Source organism: Arthrobacter sp. CJL-S3 (assembly GCF_056711635.1).
Window position 1 is genome coordinate 212,557 of sequence record NZ_CM160046.1, and the last position, 16,631, is coordinate 229,187.

Genomic DNA, 16,631 nt, shown 5'->3' on the forward strand with positions numbered 1-16,631 from the left:
TTCTGTGTGGCTGCCACGTTACTACCGGCGCCGTCGCCTGTCGCCGGTGTCCCGCGCCGGGTCCGGCGCCGGGACTGGCAGGATGGACCCATGCGCATTCTGATCGCCCCGGACAAATTCAAGGGCTCCCTTACCGCCGCCGAAGCCGCCGCCGCCATCGCCGAAGGGGCCCTGCGCGTCTATCCCGACGCCGAGGCCATCCAGTTTCCCGTGGCCGACGGCGGCGAAGGAACCCTTGAGGCGGCCGTTGCCGCCGGATACGAGGAGCGGCTGAACGCCGTTGTGGGCCCGATCCTGGCGCCGGTGGGCGCCGCCTGGGCGATCCGGAAGGACGCCTTCGGCGGGGCGACCGCCGTGATCGAGACCGCGCAGGCCTCCGGGCTGGCGCACATGGAACCCACTCCCGCCAACGCCCTGCGCGCGCACAGCTACGGCTGCGGCCAGCTGATCGCCGCCGCCCTCGACGCCGGCGCGACGGAGATCGTGCTGGGCCTGGGCGGTTCGGCCATGAGCGACGGCGGCAGCGGCGCCCTGCGCGCGCTGGGCCTCAAACCTCTCGACGCCGCGGGCAATGTGGTGCCGCTGGGCGGCGGCTCGCTCGCCGACGTGGCACGGCTCGATGTCAGCGGCCTCGACCCGCGGCTGGGCTCGGTCACGTTCCGGATAGCCGTCGACGTGCAGAACCCGCTCGTTGGCGGCGACGGCGCCGCCCACGTGTTCGGCCCGCAGAAGGGCGCCGACGAGGACGCCGTGGAACGGCTCGACGCCGGACTCCGCAACTGGGCCTCCGTGCTGCGCCAGTCCACGGGCCGGGACGTCAACGTCCCCGGCGCCGGTGCGGCCGGCGGCTTCCCGGCGTCGTTCCTGGCCTTCAGCAACGCGGCCCTGGAAGGCGGCTTCGAGCTGGTGGCCGGGTTGACCGGACTCGCCGACAAACTCGCGCAGGCGGATCTCGTGATTACCGGTGAGGGCTCGCTGGATTCGCAGTCGCTGACCGGCAAGGCCCCGATTGCGCTCGCCGACGCCGCCCAGAGCCTCGGCATTCCCGTGATTGTGGTCGCGGGACGGATCCTGGTCACCCCGGAGGACCTCGCTAGGCACGGTGTGGTGGCCGCGGCGCAGCTGCTGGACCTGGCCGGGAGCCCGGACGACGCCGTCGCCAACGCCGCCAAGTACCTCGCCTGGGCCACCAGCCAGGTGCTCGAGGGGGCCTGAGAGGCGCCCAGGCACCCGTCCCTCAGGCACCCGTCTCGTAGTGCGGTTCCGCGACGGGTTTGGATTCGGGGGAGCCCCGCTCGCGCAGGTACACCGAGGCGCCGACGAGGACGGCGACGGCCAGGAATTCACTTTGCCAGTTCTGGAACGACTCAAACCAGAAGCGGCTCGTGGCCAGGTATGCCAGGACGGTCACGGGCGGCTGTCCGTGGCTCTGCTGCTCGGAACTGTATTCCTCGCTGCCGCCGAGGGCGTGGAGGGCAAAGGACGCCAGGAACAGCAGCAGGAACATGATTGACAGCGAGTGTTCATAGAGCTTGAGGACCCAGCCGCCGCGCCGCACGGGCCACGGGGTGGCCGATTTCAGCGGCGCGTCCCGGGGGTCCTCGTCCTGCGGGGCGGCCCGGTCCACGGGTTTGGACTCCGAGGATCCTTTTTGGAAAAGGAACACCGTCAGGATGACGTACATGCCCATCTGCAGGAACTCGGACTCCCAGTTCTCAAAGGTCGCCTCGAGGAACGCCCCGGTGGCGAGGTACTCGAGCGCCGTGACGCCCGGCCCGCCGTGGACCAGCTGGTCCTCGCTGTACTCGGCGGCTCCGCTGATGATCATGCCGCCGAAGAACAGCAGGAACAGGACGATATTCGCCAGCAGCAGGCCGTGGTCCTTGACCCATCCGCCCAGGCTTCGTCCAGGCTGGGTGCTGCGTTGTTCGCTGGCCGCGTTGGCCACGTCAGTTCTCCTTTTCGGCCTGCCGCCGGAGCCTTCCCGGCACGTAGACCAGCAGGATCAGCAGCACCGCCAGCAGCACGGCCCCGGCAGTCAGCCCCGCCGCCCGCCCTGCCGTGACGTCGAAAACCAGCGCTGTGGTGCCGACGCTGAGGAGCGCGATGCCGGCCAGGGAAACTTTGGCGATCCTGTCCGCGCTGGACACCAGGGCCGCCCGGAGGTGGAGGCGGAACAGGCGGCGGTGCACACTCACGGGCAGCAGAATCAGGGCCGTGGTGAGGGCGGCCAGCGCTACGTTGGCCAGATAGAGGTTGGTCTGGAAATCATCCAGCGTTTCGAACCGCGACTGGAAGGGCAGGGTCAGCAGGAACCCGGCCAGGATCTGCACACCGGTCTGCAGCACGCGCAGCTCCTGCAGCAGTTCCATCCAGTTGCGGTCGAGTTTTTCGACGGCGGATTCGTTGCGTTCGTTCTGCGCGGCCCCTCTGGGGGAGGACCTGCTGGGAGCGGACCCGGACTCATGTAACGCGGACTCCTGCGGGCCGGACTCCTGGGGAGCGGGCGCAGACTCTGAAGTGGACACTGGAACCTCCGGTGAATGAGGATCAGGCTGCGGTGGCAGTTAACACTCAACCTAGGCTTGAGCTTTGGGAAATTCAAGCCGTTACTAAGGGTGCTGATGAATTTCCGGGTAGGGTGGGATTGTTTACTTTATGGGGTCAGCTTCGCAGGTCCGGGCCAACACCCGCGGCCCGGGGAGCGGCCCTGGAAAACCGACACATTGGGTAGGTGGACTATGAGTGATTCAACCAAACAGCAGGACCAGCCGCGCGACCCCCGGGGCGGTTACTACTCCGGGTCCTTCCCGGAGCAGGTGCAGGAACAGCCGGGGCTTACCGCGCCCATGGATCCCCAGCCGGACCACGGCGAGGAGAGCTACCAGGGCAGCGGAGCCCTCGAGGGCAAGGCCGCGCTGATCACCGGCGGGGACTCCGGAATCGGCAGGGCGGTCGCCATCGCCTTCGCCCGCGAGGGGGCCGACGTCGCCATCTCCTACCTTCCGGAAGAGGAGGCCGACGCCCAGGACACCGCCGCGTGGATCCGCAAAACAGGCCGCAAGGCGCTGCTGATCGCCGGCGACGGACGCCGGGAGGATTTCGCCACCAGGATCGTGGACGACACGCTCGCCGAGTTCGGCCGCCTGGACGTCGTCGTGCTGAACGCCGCGTACCAGAAGAACCGCGACAGCTTCGAGTCCCTCCCCACGGAGGAGTTCGACCGCGTCTTCCAGACCAACCTGTATTCGCTGATCTGGACCGCGCGGGCGGCGGTGCCTCACCTGAAGGCGGGCGCGTCGATCATCACGACGGCGTCGATCCAGGCGTTCAACCCCTCCCCCCAGCTCATTGACTACGCCATGACCAAGGCCGCCCAGGTCGCCTTCACCAAGGCGCTGGCCCAGGAGCTCGGCCCGAAGGGGATCCGCGTCAACGCCGTGGCGCCCGGCCCCATCTGGACGCCCCTGATCCCCGCGACCGAGTGGCCGGAGAAGCTCCCGTCCTTCGGGCAGGACACCCCGCTGCAGCGGGCGGGACAGCCGGCGGAACTCGCGCCGGCCTACGTGCTGCTGGCCTCCGACCAGGGCTCCTACATTTCCGGCGCCGTCCTGCCCGTCACGGGCGGCAAAGGCCTCTGAGCCGCAGGGCAATTCCGGCAGACCCACGAAACCACGCAGTTCACCCCAGTACGGAAGGAACAGCATGACCCAGGAGCAACGACAGCAGGAGCCGATCGAAGAAGCCGGCGGCTACGGTACCCCCACCGCCGAGCAGGAGCTGCCCGGCGGGGACACGAAGAAGTTCGCCCAGCCCCGCGAGGAAGAAGCTTTCGACGCCGCGGGGCTCAGCCAGGACAGCCCGGACGGGGAAACCTACCCGGCCGGCGCCCCGGACCTGAGCCAGTTCGGCGCCGAAGACCAAGACAGTGCAGGAGAACCCGGAGCAGGACGCTTCGGAGGAACGGAGGAACAAATGAGTTCGGAAAACGCCAGCACCACCCCCGGATACGACGCCGACGCCTCGGAGAATTCCGAGGCGGCCTTGCCGTCCTCGGAGGCGGAGATGGACGCGACCAACACCGAAGAGCCCGACGCAGGCCGGCCGTTCTCCTCGGAGCCCGGTCAGGACGCGGCCGGCCTGCCGGACGGATCGGGAACGGACCTGCCGGATGACAAGTCCCCCAAGGACCGCGGCGACGGTGAGGAAGCCTTCGACGCCGGCTAAAGCCTGCCGCCCAGGCAGCGAAGGCCGGGACCCGGACACCCATGTGGCGTCCGGGTCCCGGCCTTTCGGCTGCAATGGGAGCTGCGTCGAGGCGCAGTCGGTTAGCGGCGCTTCTTCGGCGGGCGCTTCGCGGCGGCGGTGGCGGCGGCCACGACGCCTTCCGTTTCCGGCTCAGCCACCGTGCCGCGGACCTTCGCGATCGCCGTCATGCCGTGGTAGATCACCAGGGCCGCCGCGGAGCCCAGGGCGATGCCGGTGAACACCAGGTCGCCGATGGTCCAGGTGTAGTCGGCGATGCCGACAATGAGAGCGACGGCGGCGGTGGTCAGGTTGATCGGGTTGGAGAAGTTGACCTTGTTCTGCACCCAGATCTTGACGCCCAGGACGCCGATCATGCCGTAAAGCATCGTCGCGGCGCCGCCCAGCACGCCGGCCGGGACGGTGGCGATGAGTTCGCCGAATTTCGGCGAGAAGCTCAGCACCACGGCGAAGACACCGGCCACCCAGTAGGCCGCCGTCGAATAGACCTTCGTCGCGGCCATCACGCCGATGTTTTCCGCGTAGGTGGTGGTGCCGGAGCCGCCGCCCATGCCGGCCAGGACGGTGGCGGCGCCGTCGGCCATCAGCGCGCGCCCGGAGACGCCGTCGAGGTTCTGGCCGGTCATGGCGGACACCGACTTCACGTGGCCGATGTTCTCCGCCACGAGCACCAGCACCACCGGCACGAACAGGCCAACGACGCCGAGGTGGAATTCGGGAGTCTGGAAGAACGGCAGTCCCACCCAGGCGGCGGCGTCCATCTTGGAGAAGTCCACTTCGCCGCGGATCATCGCCACGACGTAGCCGACCACGACGCCGACCAGGATGCTCAGCCGGCCCAGGATGCCGCGGAAGAAGACGCTGACCACGATGATCGTGGCCAGGGTGATGAGGGCCGTGATCGGTGCGGCGTCGAAGTTGTTTTTCGCCGCGGGCGCGAGGTTGAGGCCGATCAGCCCCACGATGGCGCCCGTGACGATCGGCGGCATCAGGCGGTTGATCCAACCGGCACCGAATTTCTGCACCACCGCGCCGATGATCGCCAGCCCGACGCCGGCCAGCACCACACCGCCGAGCGCGCCGGCGACGCCGTACTGCTGCTGCGAGGCCATGATCGGTGCGATGAACGCGAAGCTGGATCCGAGGTAGCTCGGCACCTGGCCCCTGGTGATGACCAGGAACAGCAGCGTGCCGATGCCGGAGAAGAAGAGGGTGGTGGCCGGCGGCATGCCGGTGATGATCGGGACCAGGAAGGTGGCGCCGAACATGGCGACAACGTGCTGCATCCCGACGCCAATGGTCAGCGGCCAGGCAAGGCGCTCATCCGGCTTCACGACCTCGCCCGGGCGGATGGACTTGCCGTTGCCGTGGAGCTTCCATTTGGTACCGAGCATGCTCATTGCCGGGGGCCTTTCAGAGAATGTGTGGCGGGGCGGGAAGGAATCTTCCGGAGCAACTTTACCGCGCCGGTGTTTCCGGCATGCGTCGCCAGCGGCGCCGCTGTGCCGGACGTCACGGGGCAAGACGGGAAGCCGGAGGCACAAGTTGAAGTTGCAACCATAGACAGGAACGAGTGGCCGCCGCCCCGGCGGGCACGCCCAGCGAAAGGGACGCCCATGACCATCGCCCATGACGAAGCAGTAATCGACGCCGCCGCAGTGGACGCCATCTTTGCCGAGGCCCGCACGCCCAACACCTTCACCGGCGAGGTCACCGATGAGCAGGCCCGGGCCATCTACGAGCTCACCAAGTTCGGACCCACCGCGTTCAACTCGCAGCCGCTGCGCGTGACTTACGTCCGGTCCGCGGAGGCCCGCGCCACGCTGGTCGAGACCCTCGCCAACGGCAACCGCGCCAAGACCGCGTCCGCGCCCCTCGTGGCCGTGCTCAGTTACGACACGTCCTGGCAGGACCAGTGGGACAACTTCCTGCCCGGCTACAACGCGCCGAAGGCCATGTACGACGCCGCCCCGGACCTCGCCGCGGCCACCGGCAACAACAACGCCCACCTGCAGGCCGGCTACTTCATCCTCGCCGTCCGGTCCCTGGGCCTGTCCGCCGGACCCATGACGGGCGCGGACTTCACCGCGATCGATGCGGCTTTTTTCCCCGACGGCGGCCAGAAGAGCTTCCTCGTGGTCAATATCGGACAGCCCGCCGCCGACGCCTGGGGTGCGGCGAAGCCGAAGTTCGCGTACGACGACGTCGTCCGCACGGTCTGATTTGAATGAACCGCTGGCGCGGAGACGCCGGCGGGGCTGACCTGGCTGCGGCGCTGGCTGAGGGCTGAGCTGGCGCGGAGGTGCCTCCGGCACCATGGGGGACAGGCCGGAGGCACTCGGGACGCTATTCTGCGGTTGAGCGCAAGGCCGCATCCGGGGCCGCTTCCCAGTTTAGTCCGCTTCGAGGCCGATAACACAGGGCCGTCGGGCCCTTTCAGCGCGTCAGTCCGGCCCGCGCGCGTCGCATCCGAGTCCGCGGTCACATTTCCTTGCCGCGGGGTGCAATACTAAGGTCACTTGCGGCGCGGAGTCGACGCATATCGGCCTATTGCGAGCGGACCGGGGGGCCACTACATGATGCTTGACGTCGCAACCTTGCGTGTCGCCCTGGCGGTGGTAGATCTGACCTTGCTGCTGCTGTTCTACTTCATCACCTTCCGCCGGACGCGGTCGACCTACAGCGGCTGGTGGTGCATGGCGCTGCTGCTGTTTTTGTCCGGCAATGCCGCCTACCTGATGGACGGCACGCCACACCAGGTCTGGACCAACCCGCTCGGGAACGTGCTTCTCGTAGCCGGCGCGGCCAGCATCTGGGCGGGCGCCCGGTCGCTGCGGACAACCGTTCCGAAGATCTGGTACCTCGCCGCCGGCCCTGCGATCACCGCCGTGGCGTCGGTGCTGGACCAGCCGGCCACCAATGTGTGGTCGGGCGGCCCGGCGTATCTGGGATTCATGGCCCTGCTGATCGGCTTCGGCTGCCGGGAACTGTTCCTGCTGGACCGGCACTTTTCGCGCGTGCACCTCACCCTGGCCGTGGGTTCCGGCCTCCTGGCAGCGTTCTATCTGGGCCGCTTTGTCACGTTTGTGCTGGAGGGGCGCGACGGGTCAGTCTTCCTGACCATCTTTGGGTCCGTCCCGATGACGGTCTGCTCGGCCGTGATCATGGTGGTGGCGTCCTTCACCATGGCGGAACTGAGCTACGAGCAACAGACCCAGGACCTCCGCGCCCGAGCCACCGTGGACGGGCTCACCGGACTGCTGAACCGCACGGCGTTCCTGGACCTCGCCGAGAACGAACTGCGCCGCCTCAACCGGGCCAGGACCACGGCGTCGCTGATCCTGGCGGACCTGGACCACTTCAAGGGCATCAACGACGAGTACGGACACTCGGCCGGCGACGCCGCGCTGCAGGCGTTCGCGGACGCCTGCACAACCACGGTCCGGTCCTCCGACCTCGTCGGCCGCTACGGCGGCGAGGAATTCATCATCCTCCTGCCGGGCGTGACGCCCGAACGGGCCGGGGAAATCGCTTCGGACGTCAGCGTCCGGATGCAGGCCTCGACGTCGAAGATGATCCCGCGCCTGCCGACCGCCAGTTACGGCATCGCCTCAACCGCGCCGGGGCGGGTGGACCTTGACGCAATGATCGCCTCCGCGGACGCCGCCCTCTACCGCGCCAAGACGCTGGGCCGGGACCGCTCCGTCCTCGCCGGCGGCCTCGAGGAAGAACCGGCCTGAACCGGCGGCAGCCCCGGCCGGCGGCTCAAACAGGACAGCCCGCGGGCTGAACGTGTCAGCCCGCGGGCGGGTGCCTGAAGGAGCCAGCCGGGGCGGCTAGGAAATGACCCCGTCCACCAGCGCCTTTGCCTCGGCCTGGACCTGCTTGAGGTGCTCGGCCCCCTTGAAGGACTCGGCGTAGATCTTATAGACATCCTCGGTGCCGGAGGGGCGGGCCGCGAACCAGGCGTTCTCGGTGACGACCTTGAGCCCGCCGATCGCCGCCCCGTTGCCCGGCGCCTCGGTCAGCTTGGCGGTGATGGTTTCACCCGCAAGCTCGGTGGCGGTGACGTCCGACGGTGAGAGCTTCCCCAGCGCCGCCTTCTGCTCGCGCGTGGCCGCGGCGTCGATCCGCGCGTAGACGGGATCGCCGAACTGGTCGGTGAGGCCCTTGTACAGCTGCGACGGCGACTTGCCCGTGACGGCCGTGATCTCCGAGGCCAGCAGCGCCAGCAGGATGCCGTCCTTGTCCGTGGTCCACACGCTGCCGTCCATCTTGTTGAACGAAGCGCCGGCGGACTCCTCGCCGCCGAACGCCCCCTCGCCGGACAGCAGTCCGGGAACGAACCACTTGAAACCCACCGGCACCTCAACGAGCTTGCGTCCCAGGCTTTCGGCCACACGGTCGATGATCGAGGACGAGACGAGGGTTTTGCCGATCACGGACTGCGGGTTCCACCCGGTCCGGTGGCGGTACAGGTAGTCAATCGCGACGGCGAGGTAGTGGTTCGGGTTCATCAGCCCGCCATCAGGGGTCACGATGCCGTGCCGGTCGGCGTCGGCGTCGTTGCCGGTGGCGACGTCGAAGGCTGCGGACCCGTCCGCACCAACAGACATCCTGTTGATCAGCGAGGCCATCGCCGACGGCGAGGAGCAGTCCATCCGGATCTTCTCATCCCAGTCAAGCGTCATGAAGGCCCACTGCGGATCGACGGTGGGGTTGACCACCGTGAGGTTCAGGTGGTGGCGTTCGCCGATCTCGCCCCAGTAGTCCACCGACGCTCCGCCCATCGGGTCGGCGCCGATCCGGACGCCGGCCTCGCGGATGGAATTGAGGTCCAGGACGGACGGGAGGTCATCCACGTAGCTGCTAAGGAAGTCGAACTTGCCCGTGCTGCCGGCGTTGAGGGCGTCGGCGATGGGAATCCGCTTGACCCCGCGCAGGCCGTTTTCCAGCAGCTCGTTGGCGCGGTTGGCAATCCAGCCGGTGGCGTCCGAGTCGGCGGGCCCGCCGTGCGGGGGGTTGTATTTGAACCCGCCGTCGCCGGGCGGGTTGTGGCTCGGGGTCACCACGATCCCGTCCGCCTGCGGGGCCCCGGCGGGGGAGTTGTTGTTGTGCGTCAGGATGGCGTGGCTCAGCGACGGAGTGGGGGTGTAGCCGTGGCGGGCGTCGATCAGGACGTTGACGCCGTTGGCCGCGAGGACTTCCAGGGCGGAATTCTGGGCCGGTTCGCTCAGGGCGTGCGTGTCTTTGGCGAGATACAGCGGCCCGGTGATGCCCTGGCCCGCCCGGTACTCCACGATCGCCTGGGTGATGGCGAGGATGTGGGGTTCGTTAAAGGAGGCCTTCAGGCTCGAGCCCCGGTGCCCGGACGTGCCGAAGGCGACCCGTTGGCCGGGGTCGCCAAGATCCGGGGAAACGTCGTAGTACGCATCCAGGAGCGCAGTGAGATCAACAAGGTCTTGGGGTTGGGCAACAGTGCCCGCGCGGCTAGCCATGGCACCAGCATGCCAGACGGGCGTGGCAGGCAACATGATTTCCGCGCATTACGGCCCCTGTGACGCAAGAATTATCCTGCTCCTCGCACCGGGACGGCGGTAGGCTGAACCCAGAGACGTCAAAAGGGGGAAAACCATGACTGACCAGCCGAAACCCGACAAAGACGGGACGCCGGAAGGCTACCAGCCGCCGTCGTACATTCCCGGCCAGGAGTCCGGCGAGCAGTACCGCCGGCCCTCCGCCGACTACAGCCAGCCCACGGAGCCGTTCGGCACGCCGGAAGGCGCGGCAACGCAGCAGCCCCTCGGCCAGGAGCCCTACGCCCAGCAGCCATACTGGCAGCAGCCCTACGGCGGCCAGGCCCAGCAGCCCTACGGGCAGCAGCCGTACGGCGCGCCGGTTCAGTACGGCCAGCCGGGCACCCCGTTCAACGCCTACGGCCAACCGGCGTATTACGGCGTGCCTCCGGAGCCCAAGGGCCTGAGCATCGCCAGCCTGTGCTGCGGCATCGCCGCTTTCATCGGGCTGGGCTTCTTCCTCCTGCCGCAGCTCGCGGCGGTCATCCTCGGGCACATGGCCCTCAGGCGCGAACCGTCCGGCAAAGCCATGGCCATTGCCGGTCTGGTGCTCGGTTACGTGGGGATCGCGCTGGCCCTGCTGGTCTTCGTGCTCATCGCGGTGGGGCTGGCCATCAGCGGGGCAAGCTACGGGAGCATCAGGGCCTAGGCTCAGCCGTCAGCCCAGCCCCCGCCGTCAGCCGCCGACGGGGACCCGGGCGTTGTGTTCCATCCTGACGTGGCTCAGCGCACGCCGCCCATGAGCTTCTTGATCGCCGGCGAGGCCGCGGCCAGGCCAACGGCCAGCAGCATGGCGGTGCCGCCGATGCCGATGAAGTACGGCAGTTCGTCCGCCGGGTTGTACAGGCCGGACAGGATGCCCGCCAGCGTGGTGCCCAGCGACACCGAGAGGAAGAACAGCGCCACCATCTGGGTGCGGAAGGCCTCCGGAGCCAGCTTCGTGGTCACGGACAGGCCGATCGGGGACAGGAACAGCTCCGCGAGCGTGAACAGGAACAGGATCCCGACCAGTGCCAGCAGCGGGGTCTTGCCGTCCCCGGCCAGCGGGATGAACGCCAGGAACGCCAGGCCCATGACGAAGAGGCCGATCGAGAACTTCAGCGCCGAGCCGGGCTGCTTGCGGCCCAGGCGGGTCCAGAGGGCAGCCATGACGCCGGCGAAGATGATGATGAACACCGGGTTGATGGACTGGACCCAGGCGGCCGGCATTTCCCAGCCGAACAGGTTCCGGTCCAGCTTCTCCTCCGAGTACACGGCGATGAAGGTGAACTGCTGCTGGAACAGGGCCCAGAACGCGGCCGAGGCGATGTACAGCGGGATGAAGGCCGCCACCCGGCGCCGTTCGGTCCCGTTGACCTTCTTGCTGCTGAAGATCAGGGCGAAGTAGAGCACGGACGCGCCGATGGCCGCGTAGGCCATGGACATGGCCAGGTTCTCGGCATTGACGATGCCGGTGGCCAGCAGCACGGCGATGACCGCGGCGATGGCGGCGAAACGCAGGCCGTACCTGGTGCGCTCTTCGGCGGGCAGCGGGTTGTGCACCCGGTGCGCCTCCTCCGGCAGGTTCTTGCGGCCCAGCGCGTAGATGACCAGGCCCACGGCCATGCCGACGGCGGCGGCGCCGAAGCCCCAGTGGAACCCGTGGCTTTGCTGCAGCCAGCCGGTGACCAGCGGGCCGATCAGCGCGCCCGCGTTGATGCCCATGTAGAAGATGGAGAAGCCGGCGTCGCGGCGTTCGTCCTTCTCCCGGTAGAGGCTTCCCACCAGGGCCGTGGCGTTGGCCTTCAGGCCGCCGGAGCCGACGCCGACCAGCACCAGGCCCGCGATCAGGCCGGGGATGCCCGGCACGAAGGCGAGGGCGATGTGGCCGGCCATGATCAGGATGGCGGAGCCGAACAGCACCTTTTCGGAACCGAGGAGCCGGTCCGCAAGCCAGGCGCCCAGGATGGTGGAGAGGTAGACGCCGCCGCCGTAGGCGCCGACGAGGCCGGCGGCCAGGCCCTGCTCAATGCCCAGGCCGCCCTCGGCGGCCGTGAAGTACATGTAGTAGAGCAGGATGCCCTGCATTCCGTAGAACGAGAAGCGCTCCCACATCTCTACGGAGAAGAGGCTGGCCAGCATCTTTGGGTGGCCGAAAAAGGACGTGTCGCCCGGCGTTGTCGCGGTGGGCTGGGATAAATGAGTAGTGCTCATTTACTTAATGCTGACAGTGTGACGCGGGATTGTCACATTCGCGGCGGCCCGGGGCAAGCCACGCGCCCGGTGTTTTGGCCCCGTTTTCCCGCCCGTTGCGCTGTCAGATAATGCTGCTCCGGAGCCGGAATGACAGCATTATCTGACAGCGCAAACGCGGGCCGGGGCTCGGACGGGGGCTGCGGCTAGCCGGCGTCGAACATGATGACCTGGCGCACTGCTTTCCCGTCGGCCAGCTGGTCCATGGCCTGGTTGATGTCCGCCAGGGCGATGCGCGCCGAGATCAGCTCCTCTACCGGCAGTTTCCCTTCCCGCCAGAGCTGGGCGTACTTGGGAATGTCCCGTGACGGCACCGCGGAGCCAAGGTAGCTGCCGACGATGGTCCGGGCCTCGGCCGTGATGGTCAGCGGCGGGATCTGCGCGCGGGCGTCCGGGTGCGGCAGCCCGGCGGTGATCGTGGTTCCGCCCGCGGAGGTCGCGGCGAAGGCGGTTTCGAAGGCCCGGGGGTTCCCGGCGCACTCGATCACGTACCTGGCCTTGACCCCCTCCTCGAGGACCTGCTGCGGGGTGTACGTTTCGTGGGCGCCCAGGCGGCGGGCGTGCTCGAGTTTGTCATCCAGTGTGTCCACGGCAACGATCCGCGAGACGCCTTGGGAGACCGCCGTGATCAGCGCGGCCATGCCGACGCCGCCGAGCCCGACAATCATGATGCTGTCCTGCGGCCGGGGCCGGGCCGCGTTAAGGACGGCACCGCCGCCGGTCAGCACGGCGCAGCCCAGGACGGCGGCGACGTCCGCGGGGACGTCATCGCCGACCGGCACGGCCGAGGCGCGGTCCACCACGGCGTGGGTGGCGAAGCCGGAGACGCCCAGGTGGTGGTAGATCTTTTCCCCGCCGCGCTCCAGCCGGATCGACCCGTGCAGGAGCGTCCCCTCGCCGTTGCTCTTGGACCCCGCGGTGCAGGGGAGCCGCCCGTCCTCGGCGCAGTTCGCGCACTGTTCGCAGCGGGGCAGGAAGGACATCACCACGCGCTGGCCCGGCACCAGGTCCGTGACCTCCGAGCCGACCTCGACGACGCGTCCGGCCGCCTCGTGCCCCAGCAGCATCGGCACCGGGCGGACCCGGTTGCCGTCCACCACGCTCAGGTCCGAGTGGCAGATGCCGGCCGCCTCGATCCGCACCAGGACCTCGGTGGGGCCGGGGCCTTCCAGCTCCAGCTCGGCGATCGTGATGGGCCGGGAGTCCGCGAACGGGCGGGGACGGCCGATTTCCTCAAGTACTGCACCGGTGATCTTCATCGATCCCTCTCGTGTCGTTGCCAGCTCGTGTGGTGTCGGGGCGGTGGCGCTGCCCGGCTGGACATGTCCACCGTACAACTGCACCCCATGCTAGAACCCCAGCTGCGCGGCCAGCTGCAGCAGCAGCGCCTCGGAACCCAGGGGCCCGATCAGCTGGATGCCCATCGGCAGTCCGGCGCCCCTGGCGCCGCCGGTCCAGTGCACCGGGATGCTGATCGCGGGCAGCCCGCACACGTTCACCATGGACGACCAGGGCGCGTACTCGCACTGCTTGCGGTAGTCGCCGTCGGCGTCCCCCGTCCAGGTGGCCGCCGGCCAGTAGCCGTCGCCGTGGGCCGCGCCGGTGAACCAGCCCACCGGGCGGGGCGTCTGGGCCAGCGCCGGCATGAGCATCAGGTCCCACGCGGCGTACTGGGCGATCGTGTCCCGCTGGAACTGGCGCAACAGCCCGATGGATTCGGCGAGCTTCGCGGGCCCGCGCTGCTGCGCGCGGCGCCGGAAGGTGCGTGTCAGCGGGGTCAGGAGCGCCTCGCGCTGGGGAACGATCCGGGCATCCCCGACGGCGGCGGTCCAGGCCGTGGTGAAGGCGGCCGGGTAGCGGTTGTCGTAGCGGATGGACGCGTCCGAGGTTTCATGGCCGGCCGCCTCCAGCAGCCGGATGCCCTCGGCCAGGGCGTCGAGCGCCTCGGGGTCCGGGGTGAACGGGAAGATCGTCTGCCAGGGGCTGTCCAGGCTCACGCCGATCCGCAGCCGGGGCGGGTCCTGGCCGGCGAGATCCAGGTACCCGGGGACGGGCCGGGCGGACGGATCCGCGGGGCCGGGCACCATCGCATCCAGCAGCAGTGCCGCGTCCGCCGCGGAACGCGCCAGCGGCCCGGACACCACCAGGCCGGCAGGATCGCCGGTGCTTTCACCGGCCGGTACCAGCCCGCGGCCGGGCTTCAGGCCCACGAGCCCGCATGCGGCTGCCGGGATGCGGACCGAACCGCCGCCGTCGGAGCCGGGGGCAAAGGGAACCAGCCCGGCGGCCACCGCCGCGGCACTGCCGCCGGTGGATCCGCCGGAACTGCGGCTGAGCGCGTGCGGGTTCCGCGAGGGCGGGGCGATCCGGTTCTCGCTGTACGCCGTCAGGCCGAACTCCGGGACCTGTGTTTTGCCCAGTGAGATCACGCCGGCGCTCTTGAGCCTTGCGACGAGGGCGCCGTCGGCCAGCGCCGGCTTGTGGTCCAGGGCGGCGCTGCCGTGGGTCGTGACAACACCGGCGACGTCGGTCAGGTCCTTGAAGGCCACCGGCATGCCGTGCAGCAGCGCCAGCTCAGTCCCGTCCCGGGCGGCCCGGGCGTGGGACTTGTCCGCTGCGGCTGCGTCCCGGAGCGCATGCTCCGCGGTGACGGTGATAAACGCGCCGAGGTGCCGGTTTTCCGCGTCGATGCGGCCCAGGAAATGCCCGGTGACCTGCCGGGCGGACAGCTCGCCCGAGCGGAGGGCATCGCGGAGGTCCACGGCGGAGAGCTCGTGAATCTCAGCCACGGTGGCGCGGCTCCAGGTTTCCCGCCCGCCGCTCCGGGGGACATGTCCAGTGCTGGCGCGGGCGGGTGGACATGGTGGCATTGTGCCCGGTTTTGGCGGCCAGGGGAGGGCATGTCCCGCGGGACGGGACAGGGCGCTCCGGGGGACATGTCCGGTGCTGGCGCGGGCGCGTGGACATGGTGGCATTGTGCCCGGTCCTGGCGGCCAGGGGAGGGCATGTCCCGAAATGCCGGGGGCGGGCAGCCGGAATCGTGCGACGGTGAGCTGCCGGGGATCTCCTGTGCGCCATCCCAGAAGCGTAACCTGCAGCCGGGTAGGGGTGCGGCACTGGTGGCTGGCGATACGCTGGAGGCAGACCATGCATTCTGCGGAAGGACGACCATGAGCGACTTTGACACCGTGACCGTGTCCGGCATCCCCGAAGATGCCAGGATCCTTGACGTCCGCGAGGACTACGAGTGGGTCGCGGGCCACGCCCCCGGGGCGCTGCACATCCCCCTGGACCAGCTCCCGGCCCGGCTTGAGGAGCTCGATCCGGACGAGGACCTCTACGTCATCTGCCGCACCGGGGGACGCTCCTTCCGGGCGGCCCAGTGGCTCTCCGGGCAAGGGTATTCGGCCCTGAACGTGGCCGGCGGCATGGACCAGTGGCTGGAAACCGGAATGCCACTGGTGTCCGACAACGGCCTCAAGCCCGTCATCCTGTAGTTGAAGAAAGAAGCGCCGATGCCCGCATCACCCGTCACGTACACCTTCCTCGGACCCGCGGGCACGTTCACCGAGGCGGCCCTGATGCAGGTGCCGGGCGCGGCGGACGCGGTCCGCGTTCCGTCGACGAACGTCAACACGGCGCTGGACAAGGTCCGCGACGGCTCGGCGGACGCGGCCATGGTGCCGATCGAGAACTCCGTGGAGGGCGGCGTCACCGCCACCCTGGACGCGATCGCCACCGGCCAGGAGCTGCGGATCCTGCGCGAGGCCCTCGTGCCGATCAGCTTCGTGCTGGTGGCGCGGCCCGGGACCCGGATCGAGGACATCCGCCGGATCTCCACCCACGGCCACGCCTGGGCGCAGTGCCGGCTGTGGGCCGAGAAGAATATTCCGAATGCAGAATATATCCCGGGTTCCTCCACGGCCGCGGCGGCCATGGGGCTCCTGGAGGGTGACACGCACTACGACGCGGCGATCTGCGCCCCGATCGTGGCCACCGAACAGCCCGGGCTCGCCGTGCTCGCGGAGGACATCGGGGACAACCCCGGTGCGGTCACACGGTTTGTGCTGGTGGGCCGGCCCGGAACACTGCCGGAGCCCACCGGTGCGGACAAGACCACCGTCGTCGTTCCGCTGCCGGAAGACCGCCCCGGCGCCCTGATGGAGATTCTTGACCAGTTCGCGACCCGCGGCGTGAACCTCAGCCGGATCGAGTCACGGCCCACCGGCCAGTACCTGGGCCATTACTTCTTCAGCATCGACGCCGACGGCCATGTGGCCGACGCGCGCGTGGCGGATGCCCTGGCGGGCCTGCACCGGATCAGCCCGGCCACCCGCTTCCTGGGTTCCTACGGCCGCGCAGACGGGCACCGGACAATCGTGGAGCCGCACACCTCCGACCAGGCCTTCCGCGCCGCGCATGCCTGGGTCAAAGACATACTGTCCGGGGCATCTGTGGTGCCGGAATATATGTCCAAGGCTTCGCCCACAGCGTAGACAAATGCCACTTCCGGCACTTCCGCCCCTCGGCAACTGTGCGTATGCTTGCCTGATCCAT

At 69.0% G+C, this 16,631-nt stretch carries 15 protein-coding genes; 8 read left to right on the top strand and 7 right to left on the bottom strand.

Annotated features, from left to right (window positions below; translation table 11 throughout):
- Positions 1–90: 90 nt before the first annotated feature.
- Positions 91–1,215, top strand: coding sequence for a glycerate kinase (locus AC06G6_RS01035; protein WP_479825531.1), 1,125 nt, complete (start codon positions 91–93; stop codon positions 1,213–1,215).
- A 22-nt stretch (positions 1,216–1,237) separates the two neighbouring features.
- Here the strand turns inward: AC06G6_RS01035 and AC06G6_RS01040 are convergent, their stop codons facing one another.
- Both AC06G6_RS01040 and AC06G6_RS01045 read right to left on the bottom strand, forming a co-directional pair.
- Complete coding sequence (locus AC06G6_RS01040; RefSeq protein WP_479825533.1) at positions 1,238–1,948, bottom strand: DUF6766 family protein; 711 nt, start codon at positions 1,946–1,948, stop codon at positions 1,238–1,240.
- 1 nt (position 1,949) lies between these two features.
- On the bottom strand, positions 1,950–2,528 hold the full coding sequence (locus AC06G6_RS01045; protein ID WP_479825535.1) for a DUF6328 family protein: 579 nt from the start codon (positions 2,526–2,528) through the stop codon (positions 1,950–1,952).
- A 213-nt stretch (positions 2,529–2,741) separates the two neighbouring features.
- Here AC06G6_RS01045 and AC06G6_RS01050 point away from each other — a divergent pair, with 213 nt between their 5' ends.
- Complete coding sequence (locus AC06G6_RS01050; protein ID WP_479825537.1) at positions 2,742–3,641, top strand: SDR family oxidoreductase; 900 nt, start codon at positions 2,742–2,744, stop codon at positions 3,639–3,641.
- Between the two features lie 64 nt (positions 3,642–3,705).
- Positions 3,706–4,227: a hypothetical protein gene (locus tag AC06G6_RS01055; protein ID WP_479825539.1), complete on the top strand. Its 522-nt coding sequence runs from the start codon at positions 3,706–3,708 to the stop codon at positions 4,225–4,227.
- 101 nt (positions 4,228–4,328) lie between these two features.
- Here AC06G6_RS01055 and AC06G6_RS01060 read toward each other — a convergent pair whose 3' ends face one another.
- A complete protein-coding gene (locus AC06G6_RS01060; protein ID WP_479825541.1) occupies positions 4,329–5,666 on the bottom strand; it encodes a uracil-xanthine permease family protein in 1,338 nt (445 codons plus the stop codon).
- Between the two features lie 216 nt (positions 5,667–5,882).
- Here AC06G6_RS01060 and AC06G6_RS01065 point away from each other — a divergent pair, with 216 nt between their 5' ends.
- The gene (locus AC06G6_RS01065) at positions 5,883–6,488 is read left to right on the top strand and encodes a malonic semialdehyde reductase (protein WP_479825543.1); all 606 of its coding nucleotides are present in this window, start codon (positions 5,883–5,885) and stop codon (positions 6,486–6,488) included.
- A 354-nt stretch (positions 6,489–6,842) separates the two neighbouring features.
- Positions 6,843–8,006: a GGDEF domain-containing protein gene (locus tag AC06G6_RS01070; protein WP_479825545.1), complete on the top strand. Its 1,164-nt coding sequence runs from the start codon at positions 6,843–6,845 to the stop codon at positions 8,004–8,006.
- A gap of 96 nt (positions 8,007–8,102) precedes the next feature.
- On the opposite strand, the gene pgm is transcribed toward AC06G6_RS01070, so the two are convergent.
- Positions 8,103–9,764 (bottom strand): phosphoglucomutase (alpha-D-glucose-1,6-bisphosphate-dependent), encoded by a 1,662-nt coding sequence (pgm, locus tag AC06G6_RS01075; RefSeq protein ID WP_479825547.1) that lies wholly within the window; start codon positions 9,762–9,764, stop codon positions 8,103–8,105.
- A gap of 136 nt (positions 9,765–9,900) precedes the next feature.
- Here pgm and AC06G6_RS01080 point away from each other — a divergent pair, with 136 nt between their 5' ends.
- Positions 9,901–10,491 carry a DUF4190 domain-containing protein gene (locus AC06G6_RS01080; protein ID WP_479825549.1) on the top strand — a complete coding sequence of 197 codons (591 nt, stop codon included), beginning with the start codon at positions 9,901–9,903 and terminating at the stop codon, positions 10,489–10,491.
- 74 nt (positions 10,492–10,565) lie between these two features.
- Here AC06G6_RS01080 and AC06G6_RS01085 read toward each other — a convergent pair whose 3' ends face one another.
- From AC06G6_RS01085 to AC06G6_RS01095, 3 genes are all read right to left on the bottom strand, one after another.
- On the bottom strand, positions 10,566–12,035 hold the full coding sequence (locus AC06G6_RS01085; RefSeq protein WP_479825551.1) for a peptide MFS transporter: 1,470 nt from the start codon (positions 12,033–12,035) through the stop codon (positions 10,566–10,568).
- A 185-nt stretch (positions 12,036–12,220) separates the two neighbouring features.
- Entirely contained in the window at positions 12,221–13,333 is a 1,113-nt protein-coding gene (locus AC06G6_RS01090; RefSeq protein ID WP_479825553.1) for an alcohol dehydrogenase catalytic domain-containing protein, read from the bottom strand.
- A 90-nt stretch (positions 13,334–13,423) separates the two neighbouring features.
- Positions 13,424–14,863 (bottom strand): amidase, encoded by a 1,440-nt coding sequence (locus AC06G6_RS01095; RefSeq protein WP_479825555.1) that lies wholly within the window; start codon positions 14,861–14,863, stop codon positions 13,424–13,426.
- Positions 14,864–15,244: 381 nt separating this feature from the next.
- Between AC06G6_RS01095 and AC06G6_RS01100 the strand changes: the two genes are divergently transcribed.
- Together AC06G6_RS01100 and pheA are read left to right on the top strand one after the other, a co-directional pair.
- Entirely contained in the window at positions 15,245–15,571 is a 327-nt protein-coding gene (locus tag AC06G6_RS01100) for a rhodanese-like domain-containing protein (protein ID WP_307457734.1), read from the top strand.
- 18 nt (positions 15,572–15,589) lie between these two features.
- The gene (gene pheA, locus AC06G6_RS01105; protein ID WP_479825558.1) at positions 15,590–16,570 is read left to right on the top strand and encodes a prephenate dehydratase; all 981 of its coding nucleotides are present in this window, start codon (positions 15,590–15,592) and stop codon (positions 16,568–16,570) included.
- Positions 16,571–16,631: the final 61 nt, after the last annotated feature.

Excerpts from the sequence above, each read along its gene's own strand:
- AC06G6_RS01050 (WP_479825537.1), top strand. The coding sequence starts at position 2,742 with ATGAGTGATTCAACCAAACAGCAGGACCAGCCGCGCGACCCCCGGGGC.
- AC06G6_RS01060 (WP_479825541.1), bottom strand. The coding sequence starts at position 5,666 with ATGAGCATGCTCGGTACCAAATGGAAGCTCCACGGCAACGGCAAGTCC.
- AC06G6_RS01065 (WP_479825543.1), top strand. The coding sequence starts at position 5,883 with ATGACCATCGCCCATGACGAAGCAGTAATCGACGCCGCCGCAGTGGAC.
- AC06G6_RS01035 (WP_479825531.1), top strand. The coding sequence starts at position 91 with ATGCGCATTCTGATCGCCCCGGACAAATTCAAGGGCTCCCTTACCGCC.
- pheA (WP_479825558.1), top strand. The coding sequence starts at position 15,590 with ATGCCCGCATCACCCGTCACGTACACCTTCCTCGGACCCGCGGGCACG.
- AC06G6_RS01070 (WP_479825545.1), top strand. The coding sequence starts at position 6,843 with ATGATGCTTGACGTCGCAACCTTGCGTGTCGCCCTGGCGGTGGTAGAT.
- AC06G6_RS01055 (WP_479825539.1), top strand. The coding sequence starts at position 3,706 with ATGACCCAGGAGCAACGACAGCAGGAGCCGATCGAAGAAGCCGGCGGC.
- AC06G6_RS01100 (WP_307457734.1), top strand. The coding sequence starts at position 15,245 with ATGAGCGACTTTGACACCGTGACCGTGTCCGGCATCCCCGAAGATGCC.
- pgm (WP_479825547.1), bottom strand. The coding sequence starts at position 9,764 with ATGGCTAGCCGCGCGGGCACTGTTGCCCAACCCCAAGACCTTGTTGAT.
- AC06G6_RS01085 (WP_479825551.1), bottom strand. The coding sequence starts at position 12,035 with ATGAGCACTACTCATTTATCCCAGCCCACCGCGACAACGCCGGGCGAC.
- AC06G6_RS01080 (WP_479825549.1), top strand. The coding sequence starts at position 9,901 with ATGACTGACCAGCCGAAACCCGACAAAGACGGGACGCCGGAAGGCTAC.
- AC06G6_RS01090 (WP_479825553.1), bottom strand. The coding sequence starts at position 13,333 with ATGAAGATCACCGGTGCAGTACTTGAGGAAATCGGCCGTCCCCGCCCG.